We start from the raw sequence: 21244 nt of genomic DNA on the forward strand, positions 1-21244 counted from the left end.
CTTTTGTAAAATAGTTAAACTATTAATTACTTAGCGTATGCTGCGTCAGTAACGTTTTTAGTATCAACAATATATGGAACTAAAGCCATGTGTCTAGCTCTTTTAATTGCTTGCTCTACCATTTCTTGAGATTTTTTAGAGTTACCAGTAAGTCTTCTTGGCATAATCTTACCTCTTTCACTCATAGAAATTTTTAATAAATCTACATTTTTGTAATCAATGAAATCAACTTTCATTTCAGTATATTTACAATATTTTTTTCCGTATTTTCTTCTTTCAGCCATTTTAATATCCTTTTCCTAGAACGGTATTTCGTCTTCGTCTATATCAATTTCAGGTATTCTTTGTTCAAAATTCTGCTTTGGAGCAGCTTGTTGATTACTCATACCACCATTGTTTGAAGGAGGCGTGTATTGGTTAGATGGTTGATTATACGATCCAACTTGCGGATTATAACCTTGGTTGTCCCCACCCATTGCAGAATCACTTTTTGAATCTAACATTTTCATAGTATCAACTCTTAAAGAGTGTCTATTTCTATTTGATCCATCTTGTGCAGTCCATTGTTCAAATACAAGTCTTCCTTCTAATAAAACTTTAGAACCTTTTCTTAAGTATTGATTAGCAACTTCAGCAGATCTACCAAAGATATTAAAATCTAAAAAACAAACTTCATCTTTTTGTTCACCAGTTGAAGTTTTAAATTTATAAGATGTAGCAATTGCAGATTTTGCAACAGCACTACCAGATGGTAAATATCTTAATTCAATATCTCTAGTTAAATTTCCTACCATTATTACTTTATTATACATATTTGGTTCCTATTCTACTTTGAATTAGTTAGCTTTTTTAGCTGCCTCTTCGCTCATTTTTGTCCAAGCAGCAACTTCTTTTTTGCTCTCGTATTTAATGAAAATGAATCTTAAAGTATTTTCGTTGATTCTGTAATTTCTTTCGATTTCAGCAATTCCTGCTGGGTTACCTTTAAAGTATACTACAAAATAGTATCCTCTTTTACACTTTTCAATTTCGTATGCTAATTCTCTAGCACCCATATCATCAGTTGATGCAATTTCTCCACCATTTTTTTCAATGATTGCTTTGAAGTTCTCGATTTGTGCTACAGTCTCTTCTTCAGTTAATGTAGGCTTTAAAATAAACATTGTTTCGTAATGTTTTAATTTAGACATTAAATCTCCTTATAGTTTTCGCCGGTATTTCTTTACATTCCTAATATCAGCAAGGATGTTTTTTGTAAAGTTTTGGATTTTATCTAAATAAAACTGTGAATTTTCTTAGACTTGCTTGAAGGTATAAACTTTGCTTATCGATTTTTGAAGTTTTAAAATCTAACTCAATCTGCAATAAATAGTTAAAAATCTCTTGAAAAACTTCAGGTTTGATATTTATAGCCAACTTTGATTTCTTTTCCCAAATATTTTTAGGAGGAATAAAGCCTAATATTTCTTTAGGGTTTGGTTGTCCTATAGCTCTTGCATATGCACTAATCATAAAAAGCTGTTGAACAAAAGATGTAATTTGATTTAATAAAAAAATCTCATTCATTCCCTCTTCTAATAATGAGGCTAAATCATTACTAATATCTTTTCCAGCAATTAAATCATGTAAAAAATCTTCAAAATTAACAGCACCTATCCCAAAGCAATGAGTATTGATTATATTTGAAGTGATTTTTTCATCAAATATCGCAAGTTTATTTAGATCGTTAACACATAATGATAAATCATTTTTATGCATAAAATATAGATGATTTAAAGCAGACAATTCATAATTTATATTTAAACTTTTAGCTTCATTTTCAAGTAATCTTACTGCTTCAGTATCAAAAGGTTTAAAAAATCTAACACAAACAGAGTTTGTTTTATCAGAAAAACTTTTCTCCATAGCTTTAAAATCACTATCTCCCATACATGAAAAAATAACTGTACTATCACTGTTTGTATTACAAGCTTGAATTAGTTCATCTACCTCTTTTTTAGGTATTTTTTTATCACATTTAATTACTAAAATATTGTTTGATGAAAAAAGTGATGATTGAAGAAGTTTATCTTTTGCGTATTTAAAATTATAATCATCAAAATAGAGTTTCTCACACTCATCAATACTACCATGACTCTTAGCCACCATTAATGAATAGTGTTCTATTAAATAATTAGATTGTCCGTAAAACATATATGCACTATATTTTTTATTATTTTTAAAATGATTATCAAATTCGTTTTTATACATAAGTTATATCATATCCTAAGTTCTCTTTTAATACAATAGATTTTTATAAAAAAAGGTTTTTTATGTATAAAATAATTCTTCCACTTTTAGGTTTTGAGTCTGTTGAAAGTGCTGATATTATCGAACAAGATGAGTATTTCTCAACACTTGTTTTAAATAATGAAGCTCAAATAAAAGTACATCTAGTAAATATAAATTATATCAATAAATTTCCATTAAGTTTTAAAATTGATGAAACTATTTTAGAAAAACTAAAAGTTTCAAAAAAAGAAGATTTTGAAATCTATTTTTGTTTAGTAATTCAAAACCCTATTGAAGAATCAATTGTAAATCTAATTGCTCCTGTTTTAATAAATAAAAAAGATAAGCTTTTAGGACAACATGTAATAAATGATAGAGTTATCAAATTATTTGCAACACTAAAAGAGACAACTACACTATAGTTGCCACAATTTGTTTTGTTGCAATATCTGCAGATTTTATTTTTACTTTCATTTTAGAAAATAGCTTTTGAGCTTTATAGTTATCTAAAGTCAATTTTAATCCAATCATATTTTCGACACAAACAGCTCTTCCTTTTTCTGTATCAACAACTTTTACTTTAATATAGTTTCCAATATTATCTTTTGCCCATCTTGCATATTTTCTATCTTCAAAATCCCAAACAAGTTGGTCTACTTTTCTTTCATTTGTAGAGATATGTTCACAAATGGCATCTATATCTTTTGGAGTCTGTTTTGTTTTTAAAATTCTATGTAACACTAAATCTGAATATCTTCTAATTGGACTTGTAAAATGAGAATAAGATTTAAATCCTAAACCAAAGTGTCCTAAGTTTTTAGAACTATATTTTGCTTGAGTTTGAGATTGAATAATAAGTTCATCAATCTCTTCTTCAAGTCCAGTATATTTTGCTTTTTGTTGTATATGAGTAATTGTTTCATGAACATTATTTTTTAGTTTTACACTAACACCTAATATATTTACATCATCAACCAATTTTGAAATAGCTTTTAATGATGGCTCTTCATGAATTCTATAAATTCCTACACTATTAACTTTTTTACTTGCTTCTATATTTGCTAACAACATACACTCTTCAATTAATTGATGAGATGCAGTTGAAGTTTCAACTTCAATTGATTCAACTTTAAAATTTTTAAGTCTTAATCTGTTTTCTTGAGTTCTAAACTCATATCCTGTTTTTAATCTTTTAGCTCTATATGCTTTTGTAACTTCATAAAGTGGAAGTAAGTATTTAAATATCTCATTATCAATTGCACTTGTTTGGTCAAAATGGCCTTCAATAACTCTATCAATTCTTCCATAAGAGTATTTCTTGTGAGAGTTTATAATTGCTTCAAAAAGTTCACTTTTAATTACATCTTGTTTTTCTAAATCTAAATATATTTTAAAAACATAAGCATATCTATCAACTCCTTCTTTTAATGAACACATATCTTCACTTAGTTCATTTGGAAGCATAGGTAAAACTTTTGCAGGTAAATAAATAGAAGTTGATTTTTTAAAAGCTAATTTATCTAACTCACTGCCCTCTTTTACAAAATAAGAAACATCTGCAATTGCTACATACAATACTTTTTCATTTTGATCATAATAAATTGCATCATCGTGGTCTTTTGCACTATTTGGATCAATAGTACAAAAAGGAAGCTCTCTTAAATCAACTCTTTTTTTAATATCATCCATTTTTGCATTTACTTCTAAAGGCTTGTCATGTCTAAAAGTCTCTTGATATAAATATAGTGAAATAAATTCATCAATTTTAGCATCACTTAAATTTCCAATATTTTTAACCAAATCAAATGACTTATTATCAATTAGTAAAACATCGCCCTCTTTATAATCTTTTGATTTTTTTGATTGAAGTAAAATATTCTCTTTTAAAGTATGAAAATTCCCATCTTTTACATAAACTAAAATATCATGACTCTTTCCATCTAAAACTTTTATAATCTTTGCTTTAGTTCTGCTTCTTGGATTAAAAACTCTTTTTGCTAGTACTAGATCACCATTATAAGCCCCATTTAAACTATCAAACTCAATCTTAATATTTTTGTGCTCACTTACTAAATCTTCTAAAATTACTAAGTTTTTACCTACATTAACTATGGCAACTTTATATTTTGAATTTAATTCATAGGTATCTTCATTTTTTTGAATGATTCCCTGATCTTCATATTTTTTAATTAATTTTAATTCTTCTTCATTAAAGTTTTGATTCTGTGATTGAAGTTTAGTAAATAGCTCTTTTAGCAAAGTTTTTTCCTTTAGTATTAATAACCTAATCCTATCTAAAAAATCATACTATTTTTTTTAATTACCTAGAATTTAGATAGTTTTTTGTATAATCACCAAAAATTTTATTAGAGGAAAGACTAATGGCATTAAATGTTTACTACGATAAAGATTGTAATATCGAATTAATCAAATCTAAAAAAGTTGCAATGATTGGATTTGGTTCTCAAGGACACGCACACGCAGAAAACTTAAGAGATTCTGGTGTTGAAGTTATTGTTGGATTAAGAAAAGGTGGTTCTTCATGGGCTAAAGCTGAAGCTAAAGGTTTCGAAGTTAAAACTGTTGGTGAAGCAACTGCTGCTGCTGATGTTGTAATGATTTTATTACCAGATGAAAACCAAGCTGATATCTACGCTAACGAAATTAAGCCTAACTTAAAAGCTGACGCTACTTTAGCATTTGGACATGGATTTAACATTCACTATGGAAGAATTGAACCAGAAGCTACTAATGATGTAATTATGGTTGCTCCTAAAGCTCCAGGTCACACTGTAAGATCTGAGTTTGTTAAAGGTGGGGGAATTCCTGACTTAATCGCTATTCACCAAGATGCTTCTGGAAATGCTTTAGAATTAGCTAAATCTTACGCTTCTGCTGTAGGTGGAGGAAGAACTGGTATTATTGAAACTACTTTCAAAGACGAAACTGAAACTGATTTATTCGGTGAGCAAGCTGTATTATGTGGTGGAGCAACTGCATTAGTTCAAGCTGGTTTTGAAACTTTAACTGAAGCTGGATATGATCCAATGATGGCATACTTTGAGTGTTTACACGAATTAAAATTAATCGTTGACTTAATGTATGAAGGTGGTATTGCTGATATGAGATATTCTATTTCTAATACTGCTGAGTACGGTGATTATATTGCTGGTAAGAGAATCATCAATGATGAGTCTAAAAAAGCTATGAAAGAATTATTAGCTGAAATTCAAGATGGTAGATTTGCAAAAGACTTCATCTTAGAAGGTCAAGCTGGATACCCAAGAATGAACGCTGAAAGAAAGAACTCTAGAGCTTCATTAATTGAGCAAACAGGTGCTAACTTAAGATCTATGATGCCTTGGATTGCTGAGAAAAAAATCGTTCAACAAGACAAAAACTAATTTATATCATTTAAGAGAGACTTCCTCTCTTAAATATAAAGCTACTTTATATGAGTAAAAAAAAACAAAAAACAAATAAAACTAAATCATCACAAATATCAAATAAAAAACTAGCTAAAGTATTTTTACTAATATTCTCATTCGCCATTTTATCAGTTGGTGTAAGTTATTTTATAATGCAAAAAGAGAATAGTATTAAAACTACAAAAACTTCAACAATTATAAAAAAAGAAGAACCTCTAAAAATAGAAAAATCCGATGAACTTAAAGAGTTTGATGAAAAAAAACTTGATGAACACTTCGAAAATAAAAGACAAGAAGAGACTTATCATAGTAAATATGAAGAGATTACAGAAGAAGTAAAAAAAGATATCATTGAACATCATCCAAAAATAATAGATAAAAAAATTGAGAAGAAACAAGAAACTACAAAAATTAGTGAAGAAAAGAAAGTAGAAAAAAAAGTACAATCTACAAAAAAAATTGAAATTCAAGAAAAATATGATGAATCAAAAATAGTAACTCAAAGAGATAAATTTAAATTTGACCATAATGATAAACCAAAATTGGCAATTGTAATTGATGATGTTACAACAAGTGCTCAAAAAAGAAGAATTTTAGATGTTGGATACAAAGTGACTATGGCTTTTTTACCTCCAACTCCTGGGCACAAAAACTCTGCCTCAATAGCACAAGATTTACCTTTTTATATGATTCACTTTCCATTACAAGCTTCTAGTAAATTTAGTGGCCCTGAAATAAATACTTTAACAATAAATGACTCTTATGAAACAATTGAAAAAAGAGTAGCGCAACTTAGAAAATGGTATCCAAAAGCTATTTATACAAATAATCATACAGGCTCAGTATTTACAGAAAATCATGAAGCAATGGATAAACTATTTAAAGCTTTAAAAAAGCATAACTTTATATTTGTTGATAGTAGAACAAGTGCTAACTCTGTTGTAAAAAAATATGCAAAAAAGTATAACATGCCATATATTGTAAGAAATACATTTCTAGATAATGAAAAAGATTTTCACTATATTCAAAATCAATTAAAAAAAGCAATTATAATTGCAAAAAAAAGAGGCTTTGCAATTGCAATTGGACACCCTTATAATATCACAACTGAAGTTTTAGCCAAATCAAAACATTTATTAAAAGATGTTGAACCTATTTATATAAACGAACTTCCTTATTTAAAATAGTTTAGATATAATATTTTAAATTATTAAATGGTTTAAAATATTATGATTAGAAAATTAGAATTTCATATAAATGAATTAGAGAATATGAAAAAATATCCCAAAGATCTTTTTTATATTGGTAATTATAAACTTTTAGAAAAAAGAAAAATCTCAATAGTTGGAACTCGTCGTCCAAATTCCTATGCAAAAGAGTTTACACATAAATTATCATCAAAACTTTCCAATAGTGGTTTTTGTATTATTAGTGGAGCAGCACTAGGTGTTGATGCAATTGCACACAACGCAGCAGGCGCTGCTAATACAATTGCAGTTGTAGCTAATGGTCTTGATATTAGATATCCAAGTGTAAATAAAAATCTTATTTCAAATATAGAAAGAGAGGGATTAATTTTATCTGCATATAAAGAAGGAGAAAAAGCTAGAAATTACACATTTGTTCTAAGAAATGAAATTGTAGTTGCCCTTGGAGAAATACTTATAGTCACACAAGCAGATGAAAAATCTGGCACTTTAACTTCCATAGAATATGCTTTAAAAATGGGTAAAAAAGTTTATACAATTCCACATAGATTAAATGAAAGTATAGGTACTCAAAAACTAATCAAAGAAGGTCTGATTGAAGTTATTTATGATATAGATGAATTTATTGAAAGTTTAGGTGTTCAAATAAAACCTCAGATTTTAGATGAAGTTCTATTATATTGTGAGTCAAATCCAAGTTATGATGAAGCCTTTGCTAAATATTCAAATAAAATTTTTGAATATGAGCTAGAAGGGAAGATTAAAGTTGAAAATGGAAAAATATTTGTTATTTAACTAAACATTACAAAATTTTTTTGACCTACTTCTTCTAAGAATTATATATCCTAAAACTCCAGATAATAAAGAACCAATTAAAATAGCTAATTTATCAGTATAAAAAAATAAACTTGAATCATTATAAGCTAAAGAATCTATAAATAGACTCATTGTAAAACCAATACCAGTTAAAACTGAAATTCCATACATTTGACTCCAAGTGACACATTTAGGAAGCTTTGCAAATTTTAATTTAATAGCAATGAATGCAAAACTAAAAACTCCAATTTGTTTACCTAAAAACAAGCCTAAAATTATTCCAAGAGATACAGGTTCAGTAATTTTATCTAAAGACATCTCTCTTAAATCAATTCCGGCATTTACAAATGCAAAAACTGGCAAAATAAAAAATGCCACCCATTTATGAATAAAACCTTCTAATGTTTTTGCAGGTGATACTAGCTTTCTTTTTTCATTCATTGCGTTTAGAGGGATCATAAAAGCTAAGATTATTCCAGCAAGTGTTGCATGAACTCCTGACTTTAATACACATATCCACATAATTGCACCAACTAAAAGATATAAACCTAAAGATAACACTTGTAATCGATTCATAATATATAGTATAAAAATTGATGCACTTGCTAAAGATATAGATATAAAAGATAAGTCATTTGTATAAAAAAGTGCGATAATAATAATTGCACCTAAATCATCAAAAATTGCTAACGCCATTAAAAATATTTTTAAGCTTGTTGGAACTCGTTTTCCAAGTAAAGATAAAATACCAAGGGCAAATGCAATATCAGTTGCAGTTGGTATTGCCCAACCTTTCATTGCAAACTCATCACCGCTATTAAAAAATATAAAAGTTAGTGCAGGAATTGCCATTCCTCCAACTGCAGCTATTAAAGGTAGTGATATTTTAGAAAAACTCGATAGATGGCCAAGTATCAATTCACGCTTAATTTCTAAACCTACATGTAAGAAGAAAATAGCCATTAATCCATCATTTACCCAAAGAATTAAAGGTTTTGAAATTTCAAGAAGGCTACCTACTTTAAACTCTATTTTTGTATGTAAAAAAGTATTATAAAATTCTGATAAGAATGTATTACTAAATATAAGAGCTAATAAAGTAACAAAAATTAAGATTAAACCTGAGCTTGACTCATTTTTTAAAAACTTTCCAACTAAAATTTTCATATTAATACCTTTTGATATAAAGATATTTTAGTACAGAAAGCTTTATTTTTAATTAAAAAACTATTTATTTAGTGTCTTAATTGATATGTAATATCTCCAGCACCTACACCTAAAAAAATTCCTGTATCGTAAGATTTAATAATTTTTTCATCTTTTATTAAATCAATTCTTCCCTTCGTTGAAGATATTCTATCTGCAAAAATTGGATTATATGCTGCAAATTCTTTTTCAAAATCTATTTCAAGTTTTTGCTCACCTGGAATTGTCCAAATAGGTAAAATAATAAGTTCATCACATCTTCTAAAACACTTTTTGAAACCCTCTAAATTATCATGTGTTCTTGAATACTTATGAGGTTGCCATAAAACAATTCTATTATCTAAATTTGTTAAGTTATCATATAATTCAATTGATTTCATTGTAGCATCAATCTCCGTTGGGTGATGAGCATAATCATCAATTACAACAAATTTATCATTTGCTTGAACAATATCAAATCTCTTTTTAATACCTTTATATTTTAAAAGATTTTTTCTAATAGTCTCTATATCAAGTTCATTTAATGCTGCAAGTATTGCAAGTGATGCATCAACAGCAATATGATAACCAAATCCCCATACTTCAAATGTACCTAAATCTTTTAAATCAAATCTTGTACAAGGCTCTTTATCTTTTAAAGTATATGATAAGTTTTTAATATCAACACTTGGATAAAGGAATGTTGCATTTTCAGTATCTATATTTAATTTCTTAATATCTTTATCTTCACCATTCAATACTCTTTTTTTAGCAAGACCTATAAATCTTTCATATGATTCATAAAATTTATCATAGTCATATTGATAATATTCCATATGTTCTGGTTCAGCATTTGTAACAATTGCACAATAAGGGTTTGAAAGTAAAAAAGAAGCATCAGACTCATCTGCTTCAAAAGCAACTAAATCATTAACATATCTAAAGTTTGAGCCAAAATCTTTTGAAATAGCCCCAATTAATGCACTACTTTGTAAGATTGAAGCTAAAATTGCTGTTGTTGTAGATTTACCATGAGCTCCCGCTACACAATAATTTTTCTTGTCACCTAATACGATTGGTAAAGCCTCTTTTCTTGAAAGAGTTCTAATTTGTTTTAATCTAGCCTCAATTAACTCTGGATTCTCATCTGTAACAGCAGCAGAATAGATAACTAAATCAAAATCCTCACTTATATTTTTAGCCTCTTGAGGACAAGATACTTTGATACCCTCAATTTCTAGCTCTTTTGTAATAGGTGAGCTTTTCATATCAGAACCACTAATACTATGACCATCATTATTTAAAAATCTTGCTAAGGCAGAAAGACCAATTCCACCAATTCCTATAAAATGTACTTTCAATTATTTTCCTAGTAAATGTTTTAAATTATCATATTCAGTTTTTAATGTATCCTCATTTGAAGCTAAAAACTCATCAATATCAAAATTAAACTCAGTTATAAAATATCCATAAATTTCATCATCACCTGAAGCATCTAAGTTAACCTTAGAATCATAAAACTCATCTAACTGAATATTTGAAGATAAAGTTATAAGTAAAACATTTAAAGATTTTTCTAATCTCTCATCTTCAATAATATTTGCTATAACAAATACTAACTCTTTTGCTCCTTCAAAATTTTCATAAGACCACTTCTCAATCGCATGCTCATATAAAGCTCTAATATAAAGTAAATTATCACCTTCAAGATTTAATTTTTCATCTTTATTTACAATCTTTTCAACATTTTCAAATGCTGTTTTTAAAATAGCAGAGTAAAGTTCATTTATTTTCTCTTCTTCTAAATCTAAAATAAGCATTGAATCTAGTGTTTCATACATCAATCCAATATCACCTGCCTTAATTGAATTTTCTCTAGCTTCTTCTAAATATTTTAAAAAATCTGGGTTTGTTCTAGCTTGAAATAGGTCTTCACTTTCCATCAATAAAATCCTTTAATCTTTGTAATACTTCTTTTGTTTTTGTTTCATTTTCAACTAATGCAATTCTTACATATCCTTTTCCAATTCCATTTCTTCCTAAGAAACTTCCTGGCAATACCTTAATATGTTTTTCTTTGAATAGATTTTTAGTAAACTCTAACTCATCACCAACTTCTAACCAAATATAAAAAGTTGCCTTTGGTGGTTCAATTCCTAAAATCTCACGAGCTAGTTCAAAGTTTTTTCTATAAATTTTTCTAAAACCTTCAACGTGAGCTTCATCATTCCAAGCAACAGTTGCAGCTTTTTGTAAAGGAACAGGTGAAGCACATCCAACATAAGTTCTATACTTCATATACTCTTTTAAAATATTTTCATCACCTGCAATAATTCCACATCTAAGACCTGGGGCAGAACTTCTTTTTGAAATTGAGTTCATAACGATTACATTTTTAAACTCATTGTTTCCTACTTCAATAGAAGCTTCTAAAAGAGATGCTGGCTTATCTTTTTCATCAAAATATATTTCAGAGTAACACTCATCATTTACTAAAATAAAATCAAACTCAAGTGCCTTTTTAACCCACTCACCAAGTTCTGACTTTGTCATCTCAGCAGAAGTTGGATTATTTGGATAGTTTAAAATCACTAAATCACATCTTTTTAACTCTTCATCACTTAAACTTGCTTTAAAGTCATTCTCTTTTACTAAGTCAATATGAATAACCTCAGCTCTTGAAGCAATTGCTGCACCTTCATAGATTTGATAAAATGGATTTGTATATGCCATAACTGGATTTTGTTTATCAAATAAGACAAACTGTGGAAAGTTAAATAATACTTCTCTTGTTCCAAATGTTGGAATTAATTGAGACATATTTAACTCGACTCCAAACCTAGTCTTAATAAAATTAATCATAGATTGTTTTAATTCAGGTTCACCTGCACTTGCTGGATATTTCTGTAATAAAGCAGTTGAGTTTTGTAACTCATCTTGAATAAACTTTGGTGTTTCAAATTTTGGTTCACCAATAGTTAATGCTGATAATGCGTAGTTTTCATTTGGAGTAATATCAGCTAATAGTTCATTTAATTTTTCAAATGGGTATTTTTCAAAATTCATTTAATTTTTTCCTTTAATCTTCTTGGGCAACTGGTACTAATAGTTGATTATATTTATTCATATCAAATGAGATAAAATCACTATTTGTATATAAAAATTTAAAAGAGAATCTTTTATTAAACATCTCCTCTTTTAATGGTAGTACTTGTAACATATGTTTTTGTTTTTTTAATTCTCTAATAGGATTTTCATTACTTGAAATAATCTCTAACCTCTCATCAAAAATCTTTGATAAGTTTTCAAAGTGATTTAAAAGATTTGTTTTATCCTCTTCTTCACCAATAGGGTCTAAATCATAAACTTTAGTTTTTGTTTTAATTTGACTGGCAAAATCAAATACTACAGGAGAAATTTGTTCATAGGATTTCGTATCATTTAGTACTACAACTGTACTTTTAACAGATTTTAATTTCTCTTTACCTATTTTAAAAACAGGAATTTTTAAAGCTAATACATTTTTTGCCATTTCTTTATCTTTAAACATTTTAGAAGTTAACATTATCATTCCAATATCATGTCTTCTAGCATCTTCTCTAATAATCTTACTAAAACCTTTATTTGCATAATCTATTTGCAGGGTTATGGTAATAAAATATTTTAGTTCCTCTTTTATATAATTCATTATACCAACAGTTGTAGGTCTAGTAATTTTGACAATTAATTTTTGGTTTTTTAATTTTTGATTTAAAAATTTTGCTTCTTCAAGTGCTTTTTTTACACTCTTTTCATCTTCTAAATATAAATCTAAATACAAGTAAACATTACTACCAAATGGCATAGGAAATTGACCTTGTGTTTTTCCAATAGCATTATAAACTTGCATTAAAACTTTTGGTTTTCCAATTACTAAAATTACATCATTTGGTTTTAAAACTAGTGATGGTTTTATAGTAATCATTTTTTGATTTCTATAAAGTCCAAATATTTTCCAATCTTTTTGTTCAATTGAACCAACGTATCTGTATGCATATGAACTTCCAAATGGAACTCTAATTTCCATAATTTCACCCTGTTTTAAACCAATATTTTGAGCTACTACAGGAACATTTGGAAGTTTTTCTACCATACCATTTGCTAAAACTTCAATACCTCTATAAATATTTACATGTGGGTCATTTACCTTGATTCCCCAATAATCAAGTACTGTCATTTGTAAATTTTGTTTATGTTCTCTAATAATTTTAATAACGTTTAACATCTCATCTTTAGAGTTAAGTGCCATTAAAACTTCAGTATGAATATTTTTATCTAGCACCATTGCTAGTTTAGATTTTGAAGTTGGGTCAAGTTTGTAAAAAGTAAAGTTTGAAGGCTTTTGTACAGGTAATATTAAATCACTCATGTAAATTACATCGTAATTATTATCACCTGTATTAGCCTCCACAATTCTGTGCATAAGCTTCTTTGCAACAATTCCATCTAAAATAATTAATATCTTTTTCATTAAGATATTATATCTTAAAAATATTAATTGTAGTTGTTAAAATATCTATTTAAGCTCTTGCCCAATTAATTTATCAATAGTTGCTAAAGATAGTAAGTAATCATGAACATATTTTAAATAATCAGCTTTTACATAAGCTTCAATATACTGTGTTTGAATAACATCTTCAGGGTCAATTGCTCCAATTTGATAACCTTTTATATTTAATTCTCTATTCTCTTTTGCTAACTTCTTACTTTTCTTTAAAGTTTGGATTTGTTTGAATCCAATTGATGCTTTAGTTAACTCATTTTTAATTTGAAGTGCAATTCCCTCTTTTAACATATCTTGAAGTAAATACATTCTTTTTTTATCTATCTTTTTTTCTTTAACTAGATTTGTTGTTCTAAATCCATCAAATAAAGGGATATCAACTGCAAAACCAACACTCCATTGATCTTCTTGATCCTTACTTAAGTAACCATATTTGTAAGAATTATATGTATGTGAAACTTCTCCCATAAGAGCGACAGTAGGATAATGACCTGATTGAGCTTCTTTTATTTGTGCGTCTTTTATTTTAAGAGCTAAATCCATATTTCTAACATCAGTATTTGATTTATATGCCTCTTTAATTAGTTCACTTAAAGCATAATTTTGAGGTAAAATATCTTTATCTGTATAAACTGGTGTAATTTCACTATCCCATGATAATCCCATACTGTTTACAAGAGCTGATTTTACTAATTCTCTATTTTGTTCTAACTTTGCAACAATTGACTCAATTAAAGTTACTGTAATTTGAACTGATAAATAATCAGTTTTTTTAATATTTAAATTTAATCCACCCTCATAAAAATCTTTTGTTAGTTGTGAAATAAACTCCATTCTTTGAAATGTTGATTTTGCTAATCTATGAAGTTCATTTGTTAACTTAACTTTCGCACGTTAAATTGATTAAAATTGTAGCTAAATCTCCCTAAAACATTACTCCTTTAGTTAATAATCTTATCCTTGTTGACATAAAAATAATTTAGTTGTTTTTCTATGATATTTTTCTATTTTGAACTCTCAATAAAGCCCTTAAATAGGCACTTTTAGCTATAATATCTATTATATTAAAGGGTAAGAATGCAGATAGAATCCAAGATCATCGGTATTATAAACGATAAGTTAAAAAATCCAATCTATGAAACATTACGTTTGTTAAATATGAAAACTATTTTAACCAAGAGCAATTTTTCTAAAAAAGAGGGAGTTGCTGTTCATATGGTTGTATTACATTTTGTATATATGCTGGTTATGAATAAAAAAATATCAACCTTTATGGATCAAAGTAATGATAGTTTCAAAAAAGATGTATATTATCGATTACTTTCCAATACTTCTTATAATTGGAGAAAACTATTATCTCTTAGTTCTTTAAAGATCTTATCACTACTTCATAAAGTGCAAGATTCAAAGCTAGTAAGAGTTCTTATACTTGATGATACTGTTGAAGATAAAGTTGGTAAAAATATAGAGGGAAGTTGTGACAACCTTTGGAGCAATAAAGCAAAGAGAAAAATCAGAGGTGTAAATGTTGTATCACTAAACTATAGTGATGGTTATTCAAATTTTATGTTGGACTTTGCAATTGCTATGAACAGTTATGCAAGGGTAAAGATAGAAGAGTTTACAAATATTATTGATCATCGAACCAATGCACATAAGCGAAGATTGGAAAGCTTAAAAGGGAAATCACAAATTGCTATAGAGATGATTAAAAGAGCAGTAGCTAGTGGTATATATGCAGATTATCTGCTTGTAGATAGCTGGTATTCTAAACCTGTATTTATAGAAACTATGAATGAACTTGGATTGCAAGTCATTTCAAGAATGGTAAACAATGACAGGATATGGAATTTTACAGGAGAGAAAAAGACCCTTGATGGCATCTATAACAAATTTAAAAAGCTTAAATCTATCAAGATGGGTCAATATGGCAAAAAGATAAAGTTTGAGTATTTTTCAACCATAGTTGAACATAAAAAAGCTGGTAAATTAAAAATTGTTTTTATAAAAACAAAAGAGAATTTAATACCAATCGTATCAACCAATCTTATACTTAGTGATGAAGAGATTATAGATATTTATAAAAGACGATGGGATATAGAACAAGGGTATAAAGAACTTCGTGAACACTTTGGATTCGGAAAAGAAGAGAATCGAATCTATGAAGCTTTGATAGCCAGAATTACACTATCTTTTTTTACATACAATGTTGTTAGCTATATAAATCGTATCAGCAATGAACCTAAAACAATTGGTGGATTGTTTAAAGATTTAGAATGTGAACTTCATACTCTAGCAATAGCTATGCAAGCATTTTTAGCTATTTTAGATGAGATTGCAAAAATTGAAGAAGTTGTCAATAGAAATGAGGATTTTACAGCTATCATTGATCTATTAAGAGATGTGACTGGAAAATTGCTTGGTTTTAGGTGCGAAAGTTAAGTTGTTAATACATATCCATAAAAATATTTTTTTACATCAAATACTACATCTTCATTAGCTCTTGTAACTTTATTTGAATTTAACATTTTATTTAGTTTTGCTTGTTCAATTACAGATGATATTTTTCCACCAGTAAACAAAGGATATAAAATACTTAAATTACCTCTAACTGTATCTCTACCATATGCTGTTGTATCAGTATCAATTGATAAAGTCTGGTTTTCAAAAGCTGAACTTGGTAAAGCTGAAATTACCCCTTGTGCTTGATCCAAAGTGTATAAACTACTAGTATATGGATTAATTGAAGTTAATAAATTTGCCATAGTTAGAGCTTTTACTGTATCTGCAGGTAAATTAATATCACCTCTTTGTTGATAAATTAAATCCTCTTTTTTTCTCTGTCCTACAACCATTGCATTTATAGCTGGATAATTTGCACTTAAAGCTTGTTCATATTGAACTTGAGCAATTTCTAGAGCAATTTTAGAAATTTTAGCTTGCTTATTATTCTCTAAAGCAATTTTTATAGCATCATTTAAAGTTATTTTATTTTCACTTGCAAATAAAGAAACCGTTACTGTTAGAAATAATAATAATTTTTTCATCATAAAACCCTTGTGTGTATTGTGAAAGAATTATAACATAAAACTTCTAGTGCTAAACTAATAACTTTTTATTACCTACTTTTAGATATAATCCTTTTTACTTAATAAAAAGGTTAAACTTTCAAATGGAATTTAAATTAGACGCAACTTCAAATGGTGCAAGAGCATGTACAATTAAAACAGCTCATAGTACTATTACAACTCCTGTATTTATGCCAGTTGGCACACAAGCAACTGTAAAAGCACTTGATGCAAATGATATGCTAAGCATGGGAGCTAAAATAATCTTAGGAAATACTTACCACTTATATTTAAGACCCGGTAGCAAACTAATTAAAAAGTTTGGTGGACTTCATGGTTTTTCAAAGTTTCCAAACTCATTTTTAACTGATAGTGGAGGTTTTCAAGCATTTTCACTAAGTGACAATAGTAAACCTGATGAAAATGGAATTATGTTTAAATCTCACATTGATGGGAGTAAGCACTACTTTACACCTCAAAGTGTTCTTGATACACAGTATGACTTAGGTAGTGATATTATGATGATTTTAGATGATTTAGTAGCTTTACCAAATACTAGTGAGCGAATTCAAAAGTCAATTGAAAGAACTACAAAGTGGGCAAAAGAAGCAATTGAATATCATAAATCTCAACAAGAAAAAGGTATTGGAGTAAATCAAAATATCTTTGCAATTATCCAAGGTGGAACAGATAAAGAGTTTAGAAAGATGAGTGCTGAACAATTATGTGCACTAGAAGATTATGATGGTTTTGCAATTGGTGGGCTAAGTGTTGGTGAACCAAACCAAGATATGTATGATACAGTTGAATGGACAACACAATTTATGCCAAAAGACAAACCAAGATACTTAATGGGTGTTGGAACACCTGAAGACTTAATTGAAAATATTGAACGTGGTGTTGATATGTTTGATTGCGTAATGCCAACTAGAAATGCTAGAAATGGAACACTTTTTACAAGCTTTGGTAGGATGAATATCAAAGGTGCAAAATTTAAAGAGGATGAAAAACCAATTGATGAAGAGTGTGATTGTTATACTTGTCAAAACTTCACAAGAGCATATTTAAATCATCTTTATAGAGCTGGTGAAATGACATATTATAGATTAGGTTCTATGCATAATATTCACTACTATTTAAATCTTATGAAACAAGCAAGAGAGGCAATACTTGCAGATAATTGGGTTGAGTTTAAAAAAGAGTTTTACGAAAAAAGAAGTCAAAAATAAAAGGTAAAAACCTTTTATTTTTTCTTTACAGCTTTTGGATTTGGAAGGTCTGTAATACTTCCATGGAAAATCTCTGCACACATACCAACTGATTCATGTAGTGTTGGGTGAGCGTGAATTGTTAATCCAATATCTTCTGCATCACAATCCATTTCAAGTGCTAGTGAAATCTCACCTAGTAATTCCCCTGCATTATCTCCAACAATAGCTCCACCAATTAACTGGTGAGTATCTTTATCAAAGATAAGTTTTGTCATACCTGCACCTGCAACATCAGCTGCTAATGCTCTACCTGAAGCTGCCCAAGGGAAAGTAGATACTTCATAATTAATACCTTTCTCTTTTGCTTCTATTTCACTTAAACCTGCAGTTGCAATTTCAGGGAATGTATATGCAATTCCTGGAATTTGTTTAGGCTCAAAGAATACTTTATGACCTGCAATAACTTCAGCTGCCACATGTCCTTCATGAACTGCTTTATGAGCTAACATTGGTCCACCAATAATATCTCCAATTGCAAAGATATGAGGAACTTTTGTTCTCATTTGATTATCAACTGAGATAAATCCTTTTTCATCAACTTCAACACCAGTATTTTCTAATCCAATTTTTAGTCCATTAGGAGTTCTGCCCATTGCTACTAAAACTGCATCATAAGTTTGAGGTTCTGGTGCATTATCACCTTTAAACTCAACATAAATTCCATCTTCTTTTGGAATGATAGCTTGAGTTTGAGTTTTAAACATAAAGTTAAATCTTTTCTCATTTGCTTTAGTATAAACTTTTACAATATCTTTATCAGTTCCAGTCATAACTTGAGGACCTCTAATTACAACATCAACTTCACTTCCTAATTTTTGGTAAACTGTACCCATTTCAAGTCCAATAATACCACCACCCATAATAAGCATTTTTTTAGGAACTTCTTTTACTTCTAAAGCATTAGTTGAATCCCAAATTCTTGGATCTTCATGAGGGATAAATGACATTTTAGAAGACTGAGAACCAGCAGCGATAATACAATTATCAAAAGAAACTTTTGTTTGTTTTCCATCTGCTCCATCAACTAATACTGATTTATCATCAATAAAGTTTGCAACACCTTGGATAACTTTTACATTTCTCATTTTAGCCATACCAGCTAATCCATCAGTAAGTTTTTTTACAACTCCTGATTTATAAGCTGCAACTCCTGGTAAATCAATTTCTGGCTTAGCAAACTTGATACCTGCATGATTGATATGCTCTGCTTCTTCAATAACTTTTGCAACGTGTAAAAGTGCTTTTGAAGGAATACATCCAACATTTAGACAAACTCCACCTAAAGTTGGGTGTCGCTCAACTAGTACAGTATCTAGTCCTAAGTCAGCACATCTAAATGCAGCAGAATAACCACCAGGTCCTGCTCCAATAACTAATACTTGACCTTTTACTTCAGAAGCATCAGAAGAAACATTTACTTCTTTTGGTACTACTGGAGCAGCTGGAGCTTCAGTTTTAGTTTGTTTAACTGGTTCAGAAACACCCTCTTCTTCAACTTCAACTCTAGCAATTAAATCACCAGAATTCATTTTATCTCCAACTTTTACTAAGATTTCTTTTACAACTCCACTATGAGTTGTAGGAACATCCATTGAAGCTTTTTCAGTTTCAAGTGTGATTAAACCATCTTCTTCTTCAACAGAATCTCCAACTTCAACCATAACCTCAATTAAGTCAACATCTTTATCTGCACCTAAATCAGGAATAATTATATCTACAATTTTACCCATGTTTATTCCTTATAAACTTAATAATCTAATATCGCTTAAAAGCTTAGATAATGTTGTTGTAAATCTAGCACCATCTGCACCATCAATAACTTTGTGATCGTAAGATAAAGATAATGGTAACATTAATCTTGGAGCAAAGTTTTCACCATCCCAAACTGGTTTCATTTCAGATTTTGATAAACCTAAAATTGCAACTTCAGGAGCATTGATAATTGGAGTAAATTTAGTACCACCAATTCCACCAAGGCTTGAAATTGTGAAACAAGCACCTTGCATATCAGTTGATTTAAGTTTTCCATCTCTTGCTTTTTGTGAAATCTCTTTTAACTCTTCTGCTAATTGTTTGAAACCTTTTTTATCAACATCTCTAATAACAGGAACAACTAATCCATTTGGAGTATCAACTGCAACTGCAATATGGAAATACTTTTTATATACTAAACTTTGTCCATCAGGAGTTAGTGAAGTATTAAATTTTGGATGAATCTCTAATGCTTTTGCAACAGCTTTTAATACAAATACTAATGGAGATAATTTATAATCTACAGCAATTGCATTTTGTGCTTTTCTAAAGCTTTCCATTTCAGTGATATCTGCTTCATCAAACTGTGTAACATGTGGCATTGCCAATGCATTTCTATGTAATGATGGACCAGAAATCTTTTGAATTCTAGATAATTCAACAGTTTCAGTATCACCAAATTGGCTAAAGTCAATCTCTTTTGCTTCTGGTAAATTAAACCCTAGACCAGAACCACTAGTTGCAGCTGCAACTGCTGGTTTAGATAATTGCTCTTTTACATAAGCTTTAATATCGTCTTTTAGAATTCTTCCTTTTCTACCAGACCCTTTAACAAAACCTAAATCTACACCAAACTCACGTGCAACTTTTCTAACTGATGGAGAAGCATAAACCTTTTTAGACTTTTCAGTCAATACAGCATTTGCAACAGGAGCAGTTACAGCTGCTACTTCTTGTACTGTTACAGGTGCTTTTTTCTCTTCTTTTTTCTCTTCAACTACAGCTGCTGGTGTTGGTTTTTTAGACTCAACAACTACTGTTTTAGTCATTTTACAAACTAAATCACCACTGTTTACTTTCATTCCAGCTTCAACATATAGTTCTAAAATTTCACCACCATGAGGTGCTGGAACTTCCATAGAAGCTTTTTCAGTCTCTAGTGTAACTAATCCTTGTTCCATTGCAACTGTTTCACCAACTTCAACCATTACTTCAATTAAGTCAACATCTTTATCATTTCCAAGATCTGGAATATGTACCTCTTCAATTACTGTACAAATTGTTTGCTCATTTACAAATTGACAAGAAACTTCAGCTCCACTTGCACTAATAGCTTCTAATTCAGCTTGAGCAGCTTTTAAATCACCTTCAGATGAAGGCTCTGATGAAGCTGCAACTGGTGCAGGTGTTTCTTCTTTTGGCTCTTCTTTAGCTGGTGTTTCAGAAGCTTCTTCTTCAACTACTTCAACTCTAGCAATTAAATCACCAGAGTTCATTTTATCACCTACTTTTACAAGTATTTCTTTTACAATTCCACCATGAGTTGTGGGAACATCCATTGATGCTTTTTCAGTCTCTAAAGTGATTAAACCATCTTCTTCTTCAACTTTGTCACCAACTTCAACCATGATTTCAATTAAATCTACGTCTTTATCTGCCCCTAAATCTGGAATAAAAATATCTACAATATTAGCCATTTTTA

20 protein-coding genes are annotated in these 21244 nt (G+C 29.1%); 6 read left to right on the plus strand and 14 right to left on the minus strand.

Features of this window, described 5'->3' with window-relative positions; translation table 11 throughout:
* Window positions 1–26 precede the first annotated feature (26 nt).
* From rpsR to holA, 4 genes are all read right to left on the minus strand, one after another.
* Window positions 27–284 (minus strand): 30S ribosomal protein S18, encoded by a 258-nt coding sequence (gene rpsR / locus APAC_RS11455; RefSeq protein ID WP_130234233.1) that lies wholly within the window; start codon window positions 282–284, stop codon window positions 27–29.
* Window positions 285–299: 15 nt separating this feature from the next.
* Window positions 300–812, minus strand: a complete 513-nt coding sequence (locus tag APAC_RS11460) for a single-stranded DNA-binding protein (RefSeq protein WP_130234234.1) — start codon at window positions 810–812, stop codon at window positions 300–302.
* Between the two features lie 24 nt (window positions 813–836).
* Window positions 837–1190: a 30S ribosomal protein S6 gene (gene rpsF, locus APAC_RS11465; protein WP_130234235.1), complete on the minus strand. Its 354-nt coding sequence runs from the start codon at window positions 1188–1190 to the stop codon at window positions 837–839.
* Window positions 1191–1269: 79 nt separating this feature from the next.
* Complete coding sequence (gene holA / locus APAC_RS11470) at window positions 1270–2250, minus strand: DNA polymerase III subunit delta (RefSeq protein WP_130234236.1); 981 nt, start codon at window positions 2248–2250, stop codon at window positions 1270–1272.
* Between the two features lie 62 nt (window positions 2251–2312).
* Here holA and fliW point away from each other — a divergent pair, with 62 nt between their 5' ends.
* Window positions 2313–2693: a flagellar assembly protein FliW gene (fliW, locus tag APAC_RS11475; protein ID WP_130234237.1), complete on the plus strand. Its 381-nt coding sequence runs from the start codon at window positions 2313–2315 to the stop codon at window positions 2691–2693.
* Here the strand turns inward: fliW and APAC_RS11480 are convergent.
* Window positions 2683–4530: an RNB domain-containing ribonuclease gene (locus APAC_RS11480; protein ID WP_130234238.1), complete on the minus strand. Its 1848-nt coding sequence runs from the start codon at window positions 4528–4530 to the stop codon at window positions 2683–2685. The two genes, fliW and APAC_RS11480, sit on opposite strands and share 11 nt — an antisense overlap.
* Window positions 4531–4652: 122 nt before the next feature.
* On the opposite strand from APAC_RS11480, the gene ilvC reads away from it, so the two are divergent.
* From ilvC to APAC_RS11495, 3 genes are read left to right on the plus strand one after another with little or no spacing between them, the layout of a single operon-like run.
* Window positions 4653–5675 carry a ketol-acid reductoisomerase gene (ilvC, locus tag APAC_RS11485; RefSeq protein WP_130234239.1) on the plus strand — a complete coding sequence of 341 codons (1023 nt, stop codon included), beginning with the start codon at window positions 4653–4655 and terminating at the stop codon, window positions 5673–5675.
* Between the two features lie 50 nt (window positions 5676–5725).
* Window positions 5726–6886 carry a divergent polysaccharide deacetylase family protein gene (locus tag APAC_RS11490; RefSeq protein ID WP_130234240.1) on the plus strand — a complete coding sequence of 387 codons (1161 nt, stop codon included), beginning with the start codon at window positions 5726–5728 and terminating at the stop codon, window positions 6884–6886.
* Window positions 6887–6928: 42 nt separating this feature from the next.
* The gene (locus tag APAC_RS11495) at window positions 6929–7702 is read left to right on the plus strand and encodes a DNA-processing protein DprA (RefSeq protein ID WP_130234241.1); all 774 of its coding nucleotides are present in this window, start codon (window positions 6929–6931) and stop codon (window positions 7700–7702) included.
* On the opposite strand, the gene nhaA is transcribed toward APAC_RS11495, so the two are convergent.
* The 6 genes from nhaA to APAC_RS11525 all read right to left on the minus strand — a co-directional run bounded on the left by nhaA (window position 7703) and on the right by APAC_RS11525 (window position 14285).
* Complete coding sequence (gene nhaA / locus APAC_RS11500; protein ID WP_130234242.1) at window positions 7703–8890, minus strand: Na+/H+ antiporter NhaA; 1188 nt, start codon at window positions 8888–8890, stop codon at window positions 7703–7705.
* Window positions 8891–8958: 68 nt separating this feature from the next.
* Entirely contained in the window at window positions 8959–10269 is a 1311-nt protein-coding gene (gene murC, locus APAC_RS11505) for a UDP-N-acetylmuramate--L-alanine ligase (RefSeq protein WP_130234243.1), read from the minus strand.
* Window positions 10270–10851, minus strand: coding sequence for a hypothetical protein (locus APAC_RS11510; RefSeq protein ID WP_130234244.1), 582 nt, complete (start codon window positions 10849–10851; stop codon window positions 10270–10272).
* Window positions 10841–11974 (minus strand): succinyldiaminopimelate transaminase, encoded by a 1134-nt coding sequence (locus APAC_RS11515; protein ID WP_130234245.1) that lies wholly within the window; start codon window positions 11972–11974, stop codon window positions 10841–10843. Before APAC_RS11515 ends, APAC_RS11510 begins: the two co-directional genes overlap by 11 nt.
* A 13-nt stretch (window positions 11975–11987) precedes the next feature.
* Window positions 11988–13418 carry a COG3400 family protein gene (locus APAC_RS11520; RefSeq protein WP_228255914.1) on the minus strand — a complete coding sequence of 477 codons (1431 nt, stop codon included), beginning with the start codon at window positions 13416–13418 and terminating at the stop codon, window positions 11988–11990.
* A 45-nt stretch (window positions 13419–13463) separates the two neighbouring features.
* Complete coding sequence (locus tag APAC_RS11525) at window positions 13464–14285, minus strand: TolC family protein (RefSeq protein WP_130234247.1); 822 nt, start codon at window positions 14283–14285, stop codon at window positions 13464–13466.
* 243 nt (window positions 14286–14528) lie between these two features.
* Here APAC_RS11525 and APAC_RS11530 point away from each other — a divergent pair, with 243 nt between their 5' ends.
* Complete coding sequence (locus APAC_RS11530; protein ID WP_130232179.1) at window positions 14529–15893, plus strand: IS4 family transposase; 1365 nt, start codon at window positions 14529–14531, stop codon at window positions 15891–15893.
* Here the strand turns inward: APAC_RS11530 and APAC_RS11535 are convergent.
* Window positions 15890–16498 carry a TolC family protein gene (locus APAC_RS11535; RefSeq protein ID WP_170170164.1) on the minus strand — a complete coding sequence of 203 codons (609 nt, stop codon included), beginning with the start codon at window positions 16496–16498 and terminating at the stop codon, window positions 15890–15892. The two genes, APAC_RS11530 and APAC_RS11535, sit on opposite strands and share 4 nt — an antisense overlap.
* Window positions 16499–16623: 125 nt before the next feature.
* Here APAC_RS11535 and tgt point away from each other — a divergent pair, with 125 nt between their 5' ends.
* The gene (tgt, locus tag APAC_RS11540) at window positions 16624–17748 is read left to right on the plus strand and encodes a tRNA guanosine(34) transglycosylase Tgt (protein ID WP_130234249.1); all 1125 of its coding nucleotides are present in this window, start codon (window positions 16624–16626) and stop codon (window positions 17746–17748) included.
* A 14-nt stretch (window positions 17749–17762) separates the two neighbouring features.
* Here tgt and lpdA read toward each other — a convergent pair whose 3' ends face one another.
* Complete coding sequence (gene lpdA / locus APAC_RS11545; RefSeq protein ID WP_130234250.1) at window positions 17763–19520, minus strand: dihydrolipoyl dehydrogenase; 1758 nt, start codon at window positions 19518–19520, stop codon at window positions 17763–17765.
* Window positions 19521–19529: 9 nt separating this feature from the next.
* On the minus strand, window positions 19530–21239 hold the full coding sequence (gene aceF / locus APAC_RS11550) for a dihydrolipoyllysine-residue acetyltransferase (protein WP_130234251.1): 1710 nt from the start codon (window positions 21237–21239) through the stop codon (window positions 19530–19532).
* Window positions 21240–21244: the final 5 nt, after the last annotated feature.

Origin of the sequence: Malaciobacter pacificus (genome assembly GCF_004214795.1) — a bacterium.
Taxonomy (GTDB): Bacteria; Campylobacterota; Campylobacteria; order Campylobacterales; family Arcobacteraceae; genus Malaciobacter_A; species Malaciobacter_A pacificus.